Here is a 14,009-nt window from a genome sequence, read left to right on the forward strand (position 1 = left end):
ATCGTCGGCAAGCCGGTCAGTTCGAACCCGCCACCTTCGGCGTGTCCTCGTAGATCAGCAAAGGCTTGCCGTCCCCATCGATGACGTTCTCGTCGATGATGACCTTGCTGACCCCTTTCATCGTCGGCAGCTCGTACATCACGTCGAGCAACGCCTGTTCGATGATCGAACGCAAACCGCGCGCGCCGGTCTTGCGGCGGATCGCCTTGCGGGCGACTGCCTGCAGTGCGCCCGGCCGGATCTCCAGCTCGACGCGCTCCATCGCGAACAGCTTGTGATACTGCTTGACGAGCGCGTTCTTCGGCTCGACCAGGATCTTCATCAGCGCGGCTTCATCGAGCTTGCCGAGCGTCGCGACCACCGGCAGACGGCCGATCAATTCGGGGATCAGACCGAATTTGATCAGGTCTTCCGGTTCCGTTTCGCGCAGCACTTCGCCCGCGTCGCGCTCCTGCTTGCTCTTGACCGTCGCGCCGAAGCCGATGCCGGTTTTCTCGGTGCGATCGGTGATCACCTTCTCGAGACCGTCGAACGCGCCGCCGCAGATGAACAGGATGTTGGTCGTGTCGACCTGGATGAAATCCTGGTTCGGGTGCTTGCGGCCGCCCTGCGGCGGCACCGACGCCATCGTGCCCTCGACGAGCTTCAGCAGCGCCTGCTGGACGCCCTCGCCCGACACGTCGCGCGTGATCGACGGGTTGTCCGACTTGCGGCTGATCTTGTCGATTTCGTCGATGTAGACGATCCCGCGCTGGGCCTTGTCGACCTCGTAGTTGCAGTTCTGCAACAGCTTCTGGATGATGTTCTCGACGTCCTCGCCGACGTAGCCGGCTTCGGTCAGCGTCGTCGCATCGGCGATCACGAACGGCACGTTGAGCAACCGCGCGAGCGTCTGCGCGAGCAGCGTCTTGCCGGAGCCCGTCGGGCCGATCAGCAGGATGTTGCTCTTCGACAGCTCGACGTCGTCCTTCTTGTCGAGATGCTTCAGGCGCTTGTAGTGGTTGTACACGGCCACCGCGAGGATCTTCTTCGCGCGCTCCTGGCCGATCACGTACTGATCGAGGATGTCGCGAATTTCCTGCGGGCTCGGCAGATCCGACCGCGACAGGCTGGCCTCGACGCCGGCGGCAGCCGCCTCGTCGCGAATGATCTCGTTGCAGAGGTCGATACATTCATCGCAGATGAACACCGACGGGCCCGCGATGAGTTTTTTCACCTCATGCTGGCTTTTCCCGCAAAACGAGCAATACAACAGCTTCTCGCTGTTCGAACCTTTTTTGTCCGCCATGAATGTAGAGCCTCCGGACAGGTAAATGACATGATACGCCGAATGCTCCGAACGCCGCGCCTAGGGCGCGACCGGAGCCGGCCGGATGCGCTTGCCGCAGAGGCTCGGGGCGTGCGGAACATAGCAGGGGCGCCGCGCGAATCGGGGCGGCACCCCACTTAAAAGTTTACGGGCGCTTCAGCAGCACCTGGTCGATCAACCCGTACGCCTTCGCGTCTTCGCTCGACATGAAGTTATCACGGTCGGTGTCGCGCGCGATGCGCTCGACGTCCTGGCCCGTGTGCTGCGCGAGCAACTGGTTGAGCCGCTCCTTCAGGTAGAGGATTTCGCGCGCCTGGATCTCGATGTCGGATGCCTGGCCGCGTGCGCCGCCGAGCGGCTGGTGGATCATCACGCGCGAGTTCGGCAGCGCGAAGCGCTTGCCCTTCGCGCCCGACGCGAGCAGGAAAGCGCCCATGCTGGCCGCGAGCCCCATGCACAGCGTCGATACGTCCGGCTTGATGAACTGCATCGTGTCGTAGATCGCCATGCCGGCCGACACCGACCCGCCCGGGCTGTTGATGTACAGGCTGATGTCCTTGTCGGGATTCTCGCTTTCGAGGAACAGCAGCTGCGCGACCACGAGGTTGGCGGTCTGGTCGTTCACTTCGCCGACCATGAACACCAGGCGCTCCTTCAGGAGACGCGAATAGATATCGTACGAACGCTCGCCGCGGCCGCTCGTTTCGACGACGATCGGCACCAGCCCCAGTGCTTGCGCCTCGAAACCCTGCGGCGCGTTCGAAGCAAGCATGTCCAGCAATTCAGCGCGAGTGATCATTCAATGAACCTTGTTCGAATGGAAAATTGAACGGAGGGAAGCCGCCCGCTCAATCGCCATATTAATGGCAACCGTGCGCTTGACGTAAAAACGGCGTGCAGGCCGTCGCTCCGACAGCCGGCACGCCGCTAGAGCAACACTTACGCTTGCGCCGATGCGCTCGCGAGTGCCTCGAAGCTCACTTCCTTGTCCGTCACCTTTGCCTTGCCCAGCACGAAGTCGACGACGTTGCTTTCAACGACGAACGCTTCCATCTCGGCGAGGCGCTGCTGGTTGGAATAATACCAGCGGACCACTTCCTTCGGGTCTTCGTAGCTCTTCGCGAACTCGTCGACTTCCGCGCGGATCTGTTCCGGCTTCGCTTCGAGGCTGTTCGACTTCACGAGCTCGGCCAGCACCAGGCCCAGCTTCACGCGACGCTCGGCCTGCTCGGCGAACATCTCGGCCGGGATCGGTGCGTCCTTCGCGTTCGGCACGCCGCGCTGCGCCAGATCCTGGCGAGCCATTTCGACGAGACGTTGCTGGTCCTGCTCGATCAGCGCCTTCGGCACGTCGAGTTCGGAAATCTTCAGCAGCGCGTCCATCACCTGGTTCTTGACGATCGACTGCGTGCGGCGCTTCGCTTCGCGCTCGAGGTTTTCCTTGATCTCGCCGCGCATCTTCGTGAGATCGCCGTCTTCGATGCCGAGCGACTTCGCGAATTCGGCGTCGATTTCCGGCAGGTGCGGCCACTCGATCTTCTTCATCGTGACCGTGAATTGCGCGGTCTTGCCCGCGACGTCGGCACCGTGGTAGTCGTCCGGGAACTTCAGGTCGAACGTGCGCGATTCGCCGGCCTTCAGGCCCAGCGCCGCGGTTTCGAATTCCGGCAGCATGCGGCCTTCGCCGAGCACGAACGGGAAATCTTCGGCCGTGCCGCCCTGGAACGCGACGTCGTCGATCTTGCCGACGAAGTCGACCGTCACGCGGTCGCCGTTCTTCGCTGCGGTGTCCGCACCGCCGTCGCCGTGCTCGCCGGCTTCGCCGCGTGCGTGGTAGTGCACGCGCTGCTTGCGCAGGATGTCCAGCGTGCGGTCGATTTCGGCGTCGCCGATCGACGTCGTCGAGCGCTCGACTTCAGCCGTCGCCAGATCGCCGATCTTCACTTCCGGGTAGACCTCGAACGTCGCGTCGAACGCGTATGCATCTTCGGCTTGCTCCTGCTTCGGCTCGAAGCTCGGCTGGCCGGCGACGCGCAGGTTTTCCGCGCGGCTGATCGTGAAGAACTCCTGGCCGATCTTGTCGCTCAGCACTTCCGCCTCGACCTGGCCCGCGTACTGCTGCGCGACCATCTTCAGCGGCACCTTGCCCGGGCGGAAACCCGGCATGCGCACGTTCTTCGCGAGTTTCTGGATACGGGCGTCGATTTCCTTCTGCACGGTGTCTTTCGGCAGGGAAATCGTCACGCGGCGTTCAAGCTTGCCGAGGTTCTCAACAACGTTAGCCATGGCTTCAATCGTCCTAAAATTATTCGAGCGAATCGGGTTTTCCTTGCCGTGCCTGCCTGCGGCGTGAAGTGAGGGTCACGTTCACACGCCGCGCCGGAGCGCCACGCCATCCCTGCACGCGCCGGATGGCTAGCGCAAGCGGCTCGGAGCACGGCTTTGGCCGGAAGAATCGACTATTCTAGCAAACAATTTTCCTCGCACCGCCAGTTCGGCGCGACGCGCATGCGTCTGCGCCATGCCGGCAGCCCCTTGCACGGCAATGCGCGCGGATCGCCGCTATGCCGTACGCCGTATCCAACGCGGGCCCGCCATCCTGTAAGCTCCAATTGAGGGTGCGCCGCCGTCGCGGCCCCTGCCATTCTTCACACCAATCACGCCTTCCGGAGACACCATGCCGCAACACCCGTCCGCGCCTGTCGTCGTCATCGCGCCCGATTCGTTCAAAGGCTCGCTTTCCGCCGAGCAGGTCGCGGACGCGATCGCCACCGGCATCCGCCGCGCCCGCCCCGACGCGGTCGTGCGCTGCTGCCCGATGGCCGACGGCGGCGAAGGCACGCTCGACGCGATGCTGGCAGGCGGCGGCACGCGGCGCTCGCTGCGGGTGGCCGGCGCGTCGCTCGCGGCACGCGACGCGGCGGTCGGTGTGATCGACGCGCGCACCGCGATCGTCGAGACGGCCGAGATCGTCGGCATTACCGACCCGGTCGGCATGAGCGTGCCGGTCGACGCGCGCAGCACGCGCGGGATGGGCGAGGCGATCCGCACGCTACTCGACGACGGCGTGCGCCGCTTCTTCGTCGCGCTCGGCGGCAGCAGCACCAACGATGCGGGTGCCGGGCTGCTCGCGGGCCTCGGCCTGCAATGCTTCGACGCGGCCGGCCAGCCGGTCGAGCCCGTGCCGTCGCGGCTCGCCGACATCGCGCGCCTCGACGCGTCGGGACTCGACCCGCGCCTGAAGGAAACGGAATTCGTCGGCATGTCCGACGTCGACAACCCGCTGACGGGCGCGCACGGCGCGACCGCCGTATTCGGCCCGCAAAAAGGCGTGACGTCCGCGCAGGTTGCGACCCTCGACGCGGCGCTCGGCCATTTCGCCGACCTGCTCGAAGCCGCGCTCGACCGACGCGCTCGCGACCTGCCCGGCGCCGGCGCCGCGGGCGGCCTCGGTTTCGCGCTGCACATGCTCGGCGCGCAGTTCGAAGCCGGCGCCGAAGTGGTCGCGCGGCAGGTCGGGCTCGATGCGGCGCTCGCCGGCGCCGACTGGCTGATCACCGGCGAAGGCCGCTCCGACGTGCAGACGCTGCACGGCAAGGCGCCGTTCATCGCGTGCCGGCACGCACAGGCCGCAGGCGTGCCCGCGTCGCTGCTGTCGGGCGCGGTCGATCCGGCCGCGCTGCCGCGCCTGTCCGAACACTTTTCCGGCTGCTTCTCGCCGGCTCCCGGGCCGATCACGCTCGACGTCGCGATCCGCGACGCGGCAAACCTGCTCGCGAACGAAGCGGAGCAATTGACACGCCTGAAGTACGGCGCACACTGACCGTTGACCCGAGCGCGCGATACAGGAACAATCGGGCCCGCCCTTTTTCTTCAGGATTCGACATGAAAGGCCGTCAAACCGGGCTCGATCAGTTTCTGACCTATCGCCTCCATGCACTCACGAAGCGATCCGACCGCGGGATCGGCGAGGTGTACCGGCACAAGCTCGACATCTCGCTGCCCGAGGCACGCGTGATCGCCGCCGTCGGCGCGTTCGGTCCGTTCTCGATCATGGATCTCGCGCGCCACACCAATCTCGACAAGAGCCAGGCGAGCCGCGCGGCCGAAGCGCTGCTGCGCCAGGGGCTGCTAGAGCGCAGCGCGAGCGACGAGGATGGCCGGATCGTGCTGATCGCGCTGACCGCCGACGGCCGCGCGCTGCATCGCAAGATCATGCCGATCGTGCGCAAGTGGAACGACGGGCTGCTCGCGTGCCTGTCCGACAGCGAACGCCAGACGTTCGAGCGGCTGCTCGACAAGGTCGTCGCGCACGCAACCGAGCGGGACGACTGAGCCGCGTGACGGGCTCGGCATCGGCAGACGATCGAGCCCTGCCGGCAGCATTGATCCGACGAATTCGACGGGCCGCCCGGGCCGCGTAACCAGCGACCGGGCGGCCCGTTTTGCATTATGCAGCGACACCCGCCAAGGATCGCGCTTCGCCGCGTTGACCGCGACCGCGACCGCGAATCCATCAGGCTCGCAGACGTTACAGCCCGCTGTTCGCCGCGCGCTGGCGCAACAGCCCGAGCACCGCGTCGCAATACGGGGTCGGCACATCGAGCTTGCGTCCGAGCTCAGGAAACACGCCGAGGATCGGCCCGATCTCGAGCGGACGCCCCGCTTCGAAATCCTGCAGCATCGACGTCCTGAACGCGCCGAGCTTGCGCGTGACCGCGATCCGTTCGGGCCCGCTCATCCCTGTCGACAGGCCGAGCTTTGCGCCGATCGCGGCAGCCTCCTCCATCATCCGCAGCGCGAGATCCTGCGTGAACGGATCGTCGAGCAACTGCTCGGCCGTCGATCCCGTCAGCGCACTCAGCGGATTCATGTTCATGTTGCCCCACAGCTTCGCCCAGATCTCGGTCCGGATCGCCGGCGTCGACTCGACGTCGAACCCGCCCGCCGCGAGCGCCGCGGCGAACCGTGCGGCGGCCGTGTCGAGCCGCGGACCGGGTGCGCCGACGATCAGCCGGTTGCCGCGCCCGCGGCGCACGACGCCCGGCGCGTCGGTGCTCGACGACAGGTGCACGACGCAGCCGATCGCCTGCGCGGGCGGCAGCGCCGCCGACACCGCGCCGGCCGGATCGACCGCGTCGAGCGGCACGTTGTCGATCGGCCCTTCGAGCCCGTGCGTGAACCACCACGGCAGCCCGTTCATCGCCGCGACGATCACGGTGTCCGGCCCGACCAGCGGCGCGATGCGCGCGGCCAGCACCGGCAGCGCCTGCGCCTTCAGCGCGATCACCACGTAGTCCTGCACGCCGAGCGCGGCCGCATCGTCGCTCGCGCGCACCGGCACCGACGATGTGACGCCCGCCTCGTCGATCACGCGCACGCCGTGCGCGTTCAGCGCGTCGAGCGTCGCGCCGCGTGCATATGCGCTCACGGTCATGCCGGCGCGCGACAGTGCGGCCGCAAGCAATCCGCCGATCGCGCCGACACCGACCACCGCCGCGCGCACCGACCCTGAATTCATGTCGTTCATGATGGAATTCCGTCTCCCGGGAGCTGACGAGCATAGCGCGACATGGTTGCATGCACAACCATCTCGATGAGGCACGGCCGCCGACGGGATCGGCACCTGTTGCGCTACAGACCGATGGGCTCCTGCCTGCCCGCGAACAGCGCGATCGAGGCCGCGAGCGTGATGCGCCGGCCCTTGCGCGATCCATGCGAATGGGGTTTGCTGTGACTTTGCATGAACAAGGCCACGAGCCGCATCCTTCCGATGAAACCCACCCCGCGCGAGCATGCGCGCCGCAGGCCGTCGAACCTGACGCTGAATATCGCCGCCATCCTGGTCGGCCTCGTGACGTTCGCGATCGGCGCGAGCTGGCTGATCTACAGCTGGATCGTCGACCGCGAAGCGCAGTATTTCGCCATTCCACTGGTGTTCTCGGTGCCGGTGATCGTCGCGGTCGCGGTGCGCAGCTTCTGGGATTAGCGACCCGGCAAGGCGCGCAAATGCCTGCGCTTCATTCGACGACGGAACGGCCCGCGGTGTCGAACGCCAGCCGCACAGGCTGCTCGCGCAGCACACGGCGGCGCCGGCAATCGATCTCGGCCAGCGTCGGCCGCTGCCGCGGCGGCACGGCACGGCGAATGCCGAAGATCTCGGCGAGATTCGCCTGCGGCTCATGCACCGGTATCAGCACGTCGGCGGGACCGGTCAGCAGCGGCGTCACGCCGGGGCCGTGGCCGCTGACCGTGCTGTCGCCATGCACGATGACGCCGATGGTCACGCGGCCCGCGCGATAGAGCGGGCCGCGTCGCGTGTCGGCGTCGGTAATCGCGACCATGTCGCCGAAACGCAGGCTGCCCAGCCGATAGCGCTCGCGCGTGAGCCGATCGGCAAGCTGGATGTCGTAGTCGCCGCGCCACGCGGTGTTCTTCCCGAGGCCCGAGCCCATCAGGCGCGCCGGCACGAGGTGCGTGACCGGCACGTGCAGGCGTCCGTCGCGCTCCACGATGCCCCACCGACGCAGCAGGCGCGGCGCGCAGTTCAGCACCTCGACGCGCGCGCAATCCGGCAGGCGCAGCCCCAGGCCGTGCGCGACGATCTGCACGCGGTCGCCGATCCGCAGTTGCATCAGCACCTCGCTCGGGAAGTCCACCAGCACGTGATTGACGCCGCCGTGCTTGCCGGTGACCAGTCCGACCTTGCCGCTGCAGGGCCCGCTGATCACGCGGGCCAGATTGCCGACGCACGCGGACGTGATCAGCGCGTTGTTGGGGCCGTCGCGCGGGCCGGTCACCTCGCGGCCGTTGTTATGCAGCGCGACGCCGGGCTCCACGTGATCGCCGGCGAGGCCGACGCACAGATCGCCGATCCGCTTGTTCAGCGCGATGCCGCCGGTGCCGGGCAGCACCCGCGCGACACCGTCGTAGCCGATGCGATACGCCGACGCCTGGCCGACCGAATGTGCGATCTGGCCGGCGACCGCGGTGGCGACCAGTTGGCCGGCATTGACACGTGGCCCGTTGCGGCCATCAGGTTGCATCGACAGGCTGCGGCTCATCATGAATCTCCGATTGCGCGCGCCGGCATGCCGGCGCGGCGATCCCGGCCCGAGGCGGCACGGCGTTGTCGCTTACAGGTAGTACCACCATGCGCGCACGTCGTCCCACGGGTTCGCGGCATCGATCCGGTGCGCCGGCGCCAGCCCCTCTTCCGCGCGCAGCGGGACATGCGCCGCCGCCGCGACCATCGCCGGCACGACGTTCACGTGCAGCGCAACGAGCGGCGGGAGCTCCTGCGCCAGACTCGCGAGCCCCGCCGCCGCCAGCGCGTCGCGCAGCAACGCGCGCTCGGCGGCGAACAGCGACGCGGACTGCTCGGCCGGCAACGGATCGAGCAGCCGCGCGGGACGCCCAAGGCGCGCGAGCGCCTGCACCGGCCAGGGCTCGCGCTGCGCGACCGACGCCGTCAGCACCAGTGCGCCGTCCAGCGCCACCGACAACGCGAGCGCGTCGACGCTGGCCTCGCGGGGACGCCAGCGCGACGGCCAGATGCCGGACACCGGGTCCTCGTCGGGCCGCAACCGTGCGGCCAGCGCTTCGGCCAATGCTTCGTAATGCATCACGATGCCCGGAGCGGCGGCGCCATCCAGCTGCGATTCCGCGAGGTTGTCGCCAATCCAGCGCAACGGCCACGCGCTCGCGTCGGTCGCGTCGCGCAGCGCGATCCACGCCTGCAGCACGTCCGCGAGCGGCCACGGCGCGTCGATATCGTCGTTTGGCGCCCCGGCCGCCAGGCCGGGCAGCAGCAGCTCGCTCGCGTCGATCACCTGCCAGAAGCTGCGCGTGAGCCACGGCTCCAGCACCCGCGACAGCCGCAACGCGAACGCCAGACCGACGCGCGAGCCGAGCACCAGCGCGGGATCGAGCACGCAAGCGAGCTTGCGGCTCCGCACCGAGATCAGCATGTCGTCCGCGCGCATGGCCGCTCACCCGCGCACCGCATCAGGCGCCGATCGCCTGCGGAACGCCCAGCACGCTCTTCAGCGCCGGGGTCACGCCGGGGAAGCCGCGCCCTTCCGGCGTCATCCGGTAGGCCGCGAGCCAGGCCTCGGCGTGCGCGCCCATCGGACGCACGACGTTCTGGAACAGGATCGGGTCGATCGCGGTCTTGAAATCGTTGTCCGCGACGAACTGCAGCATCCGTCGACCGCTCTCGGCCATCTTGGCGCGCTGCGATGGTTCGGCGACCCCGCCGAGATAGCGGTTCGACACGATCTCGACGACGTCCCACTTGGTGTTCGCGTCGAACGCCTTCTTGATGTCCGGCGAATCCAGCAGCTTGAGCACCTGGATCAGGTAATGCCCGGTCTCCATCGCCAGCGCGAAGATGTTGCCGTAGGTCGAGCGGTCCAGCGCGTAGCGCAAGTCCAGGCCGATGCGCTGGATCGTGCCGACGCTGCCGAACGGCCGCTGGTCGATCAGCTGGCCGCCGCGAATCACCTCGCCGATCAGCAGGTCGCGGAAGTACTGGCCGACGGCGACCACGAAGCCGACCATCTGCCGATGGAAATTGCGGTTGACGACCGCGCCAGCCGGCGCCTGCGCGTTGCCGTAGTTGAACGCGCGGCGATACGCGATCATCCGGTCGCTCTTCTTGTAGCGGATCGGCTGCCACTTCTCCAGCAGATACAGGCCGCGCGCGCCGGGGCCCCGCTGGATGCGCATCTTGCCGAGCCGGAACAGCCGCAGCAACGTCTCCACCACTTCGAAGATCTTCATCCGTTCGTGCTGGTAGATGTAGTACAGCTCGGCCGCGGCGTGCAGCTGGCTGGGCACGATGGAGTCGTCGAAATCCGGCTGCACGCGCGGATAGGCGATCTTGTCGAAGCCCACTTCGCCCTGGGGGCCGAGGCCCAGCAGGTCGAAGAACCCCGCATCGCCGCCGCCGTTCGGCTTGCCCAGCAGTTCGCCGAAGCGCTGTTCGAACTGGTTGGAGAAGGCTTCCCGCTGATCGGGCGGCAAGCTCGCCAGTTGTTCCTGCAGGAACGTGTCCCACAGGCGCTGGATCGTCTCGTTGGTCTGGAAGTTCATGGCCTACTCCTGTGAGCGAAGTCGATGCGCGGGACGGGTGACGGGTGTCGCATGCGGACGCCGCGGCTGCGACGACGGCTCGATGTTCCCAACGTTGCGCTGCGCGCTTGTCGGTCGACCGGCGGCACCGGCAACGCCGGCGCCGCCAGCGGCGAGCGCCTGCAATCACTCCTTCTTGTACAGCTGCAGCACCTCGGAATTGATGCGGGCGATTTCGGCAAACGAGGTCTCGACATCCTGCGGGATGCGCGGAACAGGCGGATTCAGCCGATCGACGTGCGCGCCCTGGTCCACGAGCCACAGACCGCCATGCTGGAAGGTCGCGAGCACGCCGAGGCCGGCGGTATTGACATACTCTTCCGAAATCATGGGCGTCAGGCTTGAATGCGGATTCCCCACGGGTGCCTCCATGCCGCCGAAAACCTGGCTGATCGGCATGCAGCCGGACGCCATCTGCTCGACGATCGGCCGCCAGTTCTCGTCGGTCTGCACTTGCAACGCCAGTTCATGACGAAGTCGCGCTCGCGCTCCTGTCGGCACCGACGGCGCGGGCGCAGTACCAGGCTGCCACCAGTTGCCGGAGCCGGACTCCCAGTAGGCGGCAAACCGGTCGGCGCCGCCGCCCTGCGGAATCAGCAGCGCCTGCAGGTCGTCCAGTTGCTGGTCGACCAGCAGCGTTTGCTTCGCACGCGTGGCGTTATCGTCGAACGAGCCGAGGTAAGTCAGCGCCGCAGTTGATTGGGCCCAGCTCTCCGGGTGCCTCGCGGCGTAAATCAGCAGCCCGCATGCCGCCGCGCGCAATTCAGGATCCCCGAAATCCTTCTCCCCGATCGCGTAAAGATCGATCGCGCGATCGATGTCGAACAGGATCCTGTCGAGGACGATCTGCGCCCTGACCACGTCGTCGCTGCACATGCAGCGCGTCAGGCAGTCGATCGTGGACGCGAACTGGCCGCGCCGGTTGACCAGCTCGATCAGGCGGTTGTCCGCCCCGGACAACTGGGTCGAGCCGTAGAGACCGTACAGCAGCACCGTCGGCCGCGAAATGCGCAGCAGGCGGAATCCGCCGGAATGGTTGAAACCGTCGATGAACAGCTGCAGCGCCTCCTGGAACGCGGCAAGGGCCGGCGACTGCGGACTCACCGCATGCAGCGTGATCTGCACGAAGCGCTCGAAGCGGTTGAGCGGCGCCCACGCGGTCGCGCCGACGCGCCGCATGCCGCTCGTCGAGCCGCCGCCGGCCGCCTGCACGAGGTCGTCCATCGCCCGCGCCAGTTCGACCTCCGACAGCAGCGACCGGAGTTCGAACTGACCGCGATTCTCGAGCACACTGTACAGCTGCCGATAGGCATCGAGGCCGCGCGGCCACGTGCTCTGGTCGAGCGACTGCTGCGCGCCGCCGGACAGGTTGCGCAACGCCACCAGCACGGCGTCGCGACGCGCCTGCAGCTCGGAGAACGGCACCTGCAGCAGATAGCGTCCGCCCGCGAAGCCGTTGTTGGCCAGCGCTTCGCCCATCAGCACCAGCAGCACCGCGCAGACTTCGTCCAGGCTCTGCGCGAGATTGCGGTAGTCCTCGTTGAGCTCCGGCGTCAGCGCGCCGATCAGCCGTGCGAGACGCGCGTACTCGCCGAGCTGGCGGCGCATCGCGAACGCACGGTCGCGGCTGTACGCGTCGAGTCCCTGCAGCGCCGAGTTGATGCCGTCGTCGACCAGATCGTTGATCGCCTGCTGCCAGCCTTCCAGCTCGGGGCGCACGTCCTTCGCGAGATTACTGCTCAACAGCTCGGCAAGATCCTGGTCGAGGTCGCTCCTGGCCTGGTCGAGATCGAGACTGGTCGCGGTCGGCGCGGCCGGCGCGCCGACCGGCAGCGACGGCGTATTCAGGAACGGCAGCCCGTCGGCCTCGCCGCTGATCGCCCGCGCGCGCGGGTCGCCCTGGTAGCGGTCCAGCAGCGCCCGGGCGACCTGCGCCGGGTCGGCGGGATCGCCCACTTTCAATTCGCGCCGGATGAGATTGTCGAAAGCGATGCGCTGCGCGCCCGCCGTCGCCGGCGCGCTCGTCCCGTCGGACTGCGGCCAGCCGGTGTAGGAAAGATTGGCGGGGATGGACATGGCGGTACCTCGCTGGAAAAGGCTGGGCTAGTGTGGATGCTTCGTCGGCTTCCCGGCATTCAGGCGGCCAGCCGCAGCCGCGGCGGCGCGGCATGCTGCGGCGGCAGATGGGCGGTGAGCATCGCGATCACGCATTGCGCCAGCCGCTGCGGCGTGATGCCGCCGCCCTCCAGCGCGTAATGCGCGGCGCTGACGAGATGCCGCGGCGCCAGCTCCGGGTCGCGCCCGGCGGCGAGCCGGCGGGCGCCGTCGCGGATGGCCGCCTCGTCGTCGGGACGGAACGGGATGATGTCGACCAGCGCGCGCTGCGCCAGGTTGCGGCGCGTCTGGAACGCGATTTCGTCGACCACCTCGGGAATCAGCCGCGGCGCGCTCGCCATCAGCGGCGCCGGAATGCGATGGCCGGCGTTCGCGCGATACAGGCCCTGCCATACGCGCAGCAGCTTCGTCGCGTCGGCGCCGAACCCGAGGCGGCGCAGCATTTCCGCGAGCAGGTAGATGCGCAGGTAGGCCGTCGGATGCGCGCCGCCCGGCCGGTAGGTCATGGTCCGCGGTTGCGGATGCGCGAGGAAGTCGGCCATGCCCCACGCCGCGGCCGGCCCGCCGAGCAGGATCGCCGCCAGGTCCGCGAAGATCTCCTTGTGCCAGCGGCCGTAGATGCCGGCCAGGAACGGACTGTGCGCGCTGCCCATGATGCGTTTCAGCACGGCCTGGCGGTTTTCCTGCCAGATGCCGAGATCGGCCTGCAGGTTATGCGCGACTTCATGCAGGAACACCGATTGCCACGGCTGGTCCCGGTCCCACGGAATGCGAATGAGCGGGAACGGATTCTGCTCGCCGAGCAGACGCGACAGCTGCACGCCGCGCCGCATCGTCGCGGGCGAGTAGCCGTGCTCCATGTAGCAGACCGGCTTCAGCAGCGGGCCGTCGAAAATGCGCGGCGCCGCCTGGCGGATCGCCTGGTAGCAATCCTCGGCGATCGCGTCGTGGGCCGCCAGCGCGGGACCGTAGCTGGTCCCGCGCTGTGCGAAGACTTCGTAGAACATGCCGAACAGGCGCCGGGCCCGGTCGAGCTCGCGCTCGACCAGCGCGATGTCGATCAGCACCCGCTGGGGCGCGCGCCGCTCCCAGTCCCGCAAGCCGGCGAAGCGTGCGCGGATGCGCCGCTCGACCCCCGCAAGGCGTGCGTTCGCCGCTTCGAAATGACGGGCCGACGGCGCATAGCGCATGTCCTGCGGGCGCAGGCCGACGAACGCGTTGTCGATCCGCGCCAGCCGCGACAGGCGGGCGGAGAGCCCGCTGATTTTCGCTTGCAGAAAGCGGTGCAGGTCCATGGCCGGCTCCGTGTGCGTCGATGGCGGGGCGTCAACGCGCGCCGGTGATGGTGATCGTCACCGGGCCGCGCAGGCGCAAGTGCCGCACGCCGCAGTGCGGGCACCCGCCGCCGGCCGCGCCGGGCACGTGCCGCCCGGCGGTGGCGGCCACGCGG

General features: G+C 68.0%; 12 protein-coding genes. 3 read left to right on the plus strand and 9 right to left on the minus strand.

Annotated features, from left to right (window positions below; translation table 11 throughout):
- Nucleotides 1-16 precede the first annotated feature (16 nt).
- From clpX to tig, 3 genes are all read right to left on the minus strand, one after another.
- Complete coding sequence (gene clpX / locus ACPUER_RS07775) at nucleotides 17-1,288, minus strand: ATP-dependent Clp protease ATP-binding subunit ClpX (protein ID WP_006489345.1); 1,272 nt, start codon at nucleotides 1,286-1,288, stop codon at nucleotides 17-19.
- A 166-nt stretch (nucleotides 1,289-1,454) separates the two neighbouring features.
- Nucleotides 1,455-2,108, minus strand: a complete 654-nt coding sequence (gene clpP, locus ACPUER_RS07780) for an ATP-dependent Clp endopeptidase proteolytic subunit ClpP (RefSeq protein WP_010092137.1) — start codon at nucleotides 2,106-2,108, stop codon at nucleotides 1,455-1,457.
- A gap of 140 nt (nucleotides 2,109-2,248) precedes the next feature.
- Entirely contained in the window at nucleotides 2,249-3,595 is a 1,347-nt protein-coding gene (gene tig, locus ACPUER_RS07785; RefSeq protein ID WP_175961013.1) for a trigger factor, read from the minus strand.
- Nucleotides 3,596-3,986: 391 nt separating this feature from the next.
- On the opposite strand from tig, the gene ACPUER_RS07790 reads away from it, so the two are divergent.
- Nucleotides 3,987-5,132: a glycerate kinase gene (locus ACPUER_RS07790; protein WP_425130781.1), complete on the plus strand. Its 1,146-nt coding sequence runs from the start codon at nucleotides 3,987-3,989 to the stop codon at nucleotides 5,130-5,132.
- Between the two features lie 62 nt (nucleotides 5,133-5,194).
- On the plus strand, nucleotides 5,195-5,644 hold the full coding sequence (locus ACPUER_RS07795) for a MarR family winged helix-turn-helix transcriptional regulator (RefSeq protein ID WP_111016804.1): 450 nt from the start codon (nucleotides 5,195-5,197) through the stop codon (nucleotides 5,642-5,644).
- A gap of 196 nt (nucleotides 5,645-5,840) precedes the next feature.
- Here ACPUER_RS07795 and ACPUER_RS07800 read toward each other — a convergent pair whose 3' ends face one another.
- Nucleotides 5,841-6,839 carry a 2-dehydropantoate 2-reductase gene (locus ACPUER_RS07800; protein WP_425130782.1) on the minus strand — a complete coding sequence of 333 codons (999 nt, stop codon included), beginning with the start codon at nucleotides 6,837-6,839 and terminating at the stop codon, nucleotides 5,841-5,843.
- Between the two features lie 243 nt (nucleotides 6,840-7,082).
- On the opposite strand from ACPUER_RS07800, the gene ACPUER_RS07805 reads away from it, so the two are divergent.
- Nucleotides 7,083-7,298 (plus strand): hypothetical protein, encoded by a 216-nt coding sequence (locus ACPUER_RS07805; RefSeq protein WP_029227107.1) that lies wholly within the window; start codon nucleotides 7,083-7,085, stop codon nucleotides 7,296-7,298.
- 31 nt (nucleotides 7,299-7,329) lie between these two features.
- Here ACPUER_RS07805 and ACPUER_RS07810 read toward each other — a convergent pair whose 3' ends face one another.
- The 5 genes from ACPUER_RS07810 to ACPUER_RS07830 all read right to left on the minus strand — a co-directional run bounded on the left by ACPUER_RS07810 (nucleotide 7,330) and on the right by ACPUER_RS07830 (nucleotide 13,854).
- On the minus strand, nucleotides 7,330-8,373 hold the full coding sequence (locus ACPUER_RS07810; RefSeq protein ID WP_175961019.1) for a DUF4438 domain-containing protein: 1,044 nt from the start codon (nucleotides 8,371-8,373) through the stop codon (nucleotides 7,330-7,332).
- Nucleotides 8,374-8,445: 72 nt separating this feature from the next.
- Complete coding sequence (locus ACPUER_RS07815; RefSeq protein ID WP_310141164.1) at nucleotides 8,446-9,294, minus strand: hypothetical protein; 849 nt, start codon at nucleotides 9,292-9,294, stop codon at nucleotides 8,446-8,448.
- A 22-nt stretch (nucleotides 9,295-9,316) separates the two neighbouring features.
- Entirely contained in the window at nucleotides 9,317-10,405 is a 1,089-nt protein-coding gene (locus ACPUER_RS07820; protein WP_060091562.1) for a hypothetical protein, read from the minus strand.
- Nucleotides 10,406-10,570: 165 nt separating this feature from the next.
- Nucleotides 10,571-12,520, minus strand: a complete 1,950-nt coding sequence (locus tag ACPUER_RS07825; protein WP_310141159.1) for a hypothetical protein — start codon at nucleotides 12,518-12,520, stop codon at nucleotides 10,571-10,573.
- 59 nt (nucleotides 12,521-12,579) lie between these two features.
- Complete coding sequence (locus ACPUER_RS07830) at nucleotides 12,580-13,854, minus strand: hypothetical protein (protein ID WP_175961027.1); 1,275 nt, start codon at nucleotides 13,852-13,854, stop codon at nucleotides 12,580-12,582.
- Nucleotides 13,855-14,009 lie beyond the last annotated feature (155 nt).

It is taken from the genome of Burkholderia sp. DN3021 (assembly GCF_049805555.1).
Taxonomy (GTDB): Bacteria; Pseudomonadota; Gammaproteobacteria; order Burkholderiales; family Burkholderiaceae; genus Burkholderia; species Burkholderia pyrrocinia_C.

Bases quoted from the DNA above. Each gene is read 5' to 3' on its own strand.
- ACPUER_RS07825 (WP_310141159.1), bottom strand. From the start codon at position 12,520: ATGTCCATCCCCGCCAATCTTTCCTACACCGGCTGGCCGCAGTCCGAC.
- ACPUER_RS07790 (WP_425130781.1), top strand. From the start codon at position 3,987: ATGCCGCAACACCCGTCCGCGCCTGTCGTCGTCATCGCGCCCGATTCG.
- tig (WP_175961013.1), bottom strand. From the start codon at position 3,595: ATGGCTAACGTTGTTGAGAACCTCGGCAAGCTTGAACGCCGCGTGACG.
- ACPUER_RS07795 (WP_111016804.1), top strand. From the start codon at position 5,195: ATGAAAGGCCGTCAAACCGGGCTCGATCAGTTTCTGACCTATCGCCTC.
- ACPUER_RS07820 (WP_060091562.1), bottom strand. From the start codon at position 10,405: ATGAACTTCCAGACCAACGAGACGATCCAGCGCCTGTGGGACACGTTC.
- ACPUER_RS07830 (WP_175961027.1), bottom strand. From the start codon at position 13,854: ATGGACCTGCACCGCTTTCTGCAAGCGAAAATCAGCGGGCTCTCCGCC.
- clpX (WP_006489345.1), bottom strand. From the start codon at position 1,288: ATGGCGGACAAAAAAGGTTCGAACAGCGAGAAGCTGTTGTATTGCTCG.
- ACPUER_RS07805 (WP_029227107.1), top strand. From the start codon at position 7,083: ATGAAACCCACCCCGCGCGAGCATGCGCGCCGCAGGCCGTCGAACCTG.
- clpP (WP_010092137.1), bottom strand. From the start codon at position 2,108: ATGATCACTCGCGCTGAATTGCTGGACATGCTTGCTTCGAACGCGCCG.
- ACPUER_RS07815 (WP_310141164.1), bottom strand. From the start codon at position 9,294: ATGCGCGCGGACGACATGCTGATCTCGGTGCGGAGCCGCAAGCTCGCT.
- ACPUER_RS07800 (WP_425130782.1), bottom strand. From the start codon at position 6,839: ATGAACGACATGAATTCAGGGTCGGTGCGCGCGGCGGTGGTCGGTGTC.
- ACPUER_RS07810 (WP_175961019.1), bottom strand. From the start codon at position 8,373: ATGAGCCGCAGCCTGTCGATGCAACCTGATGGCCGCAACGGGCCACGT.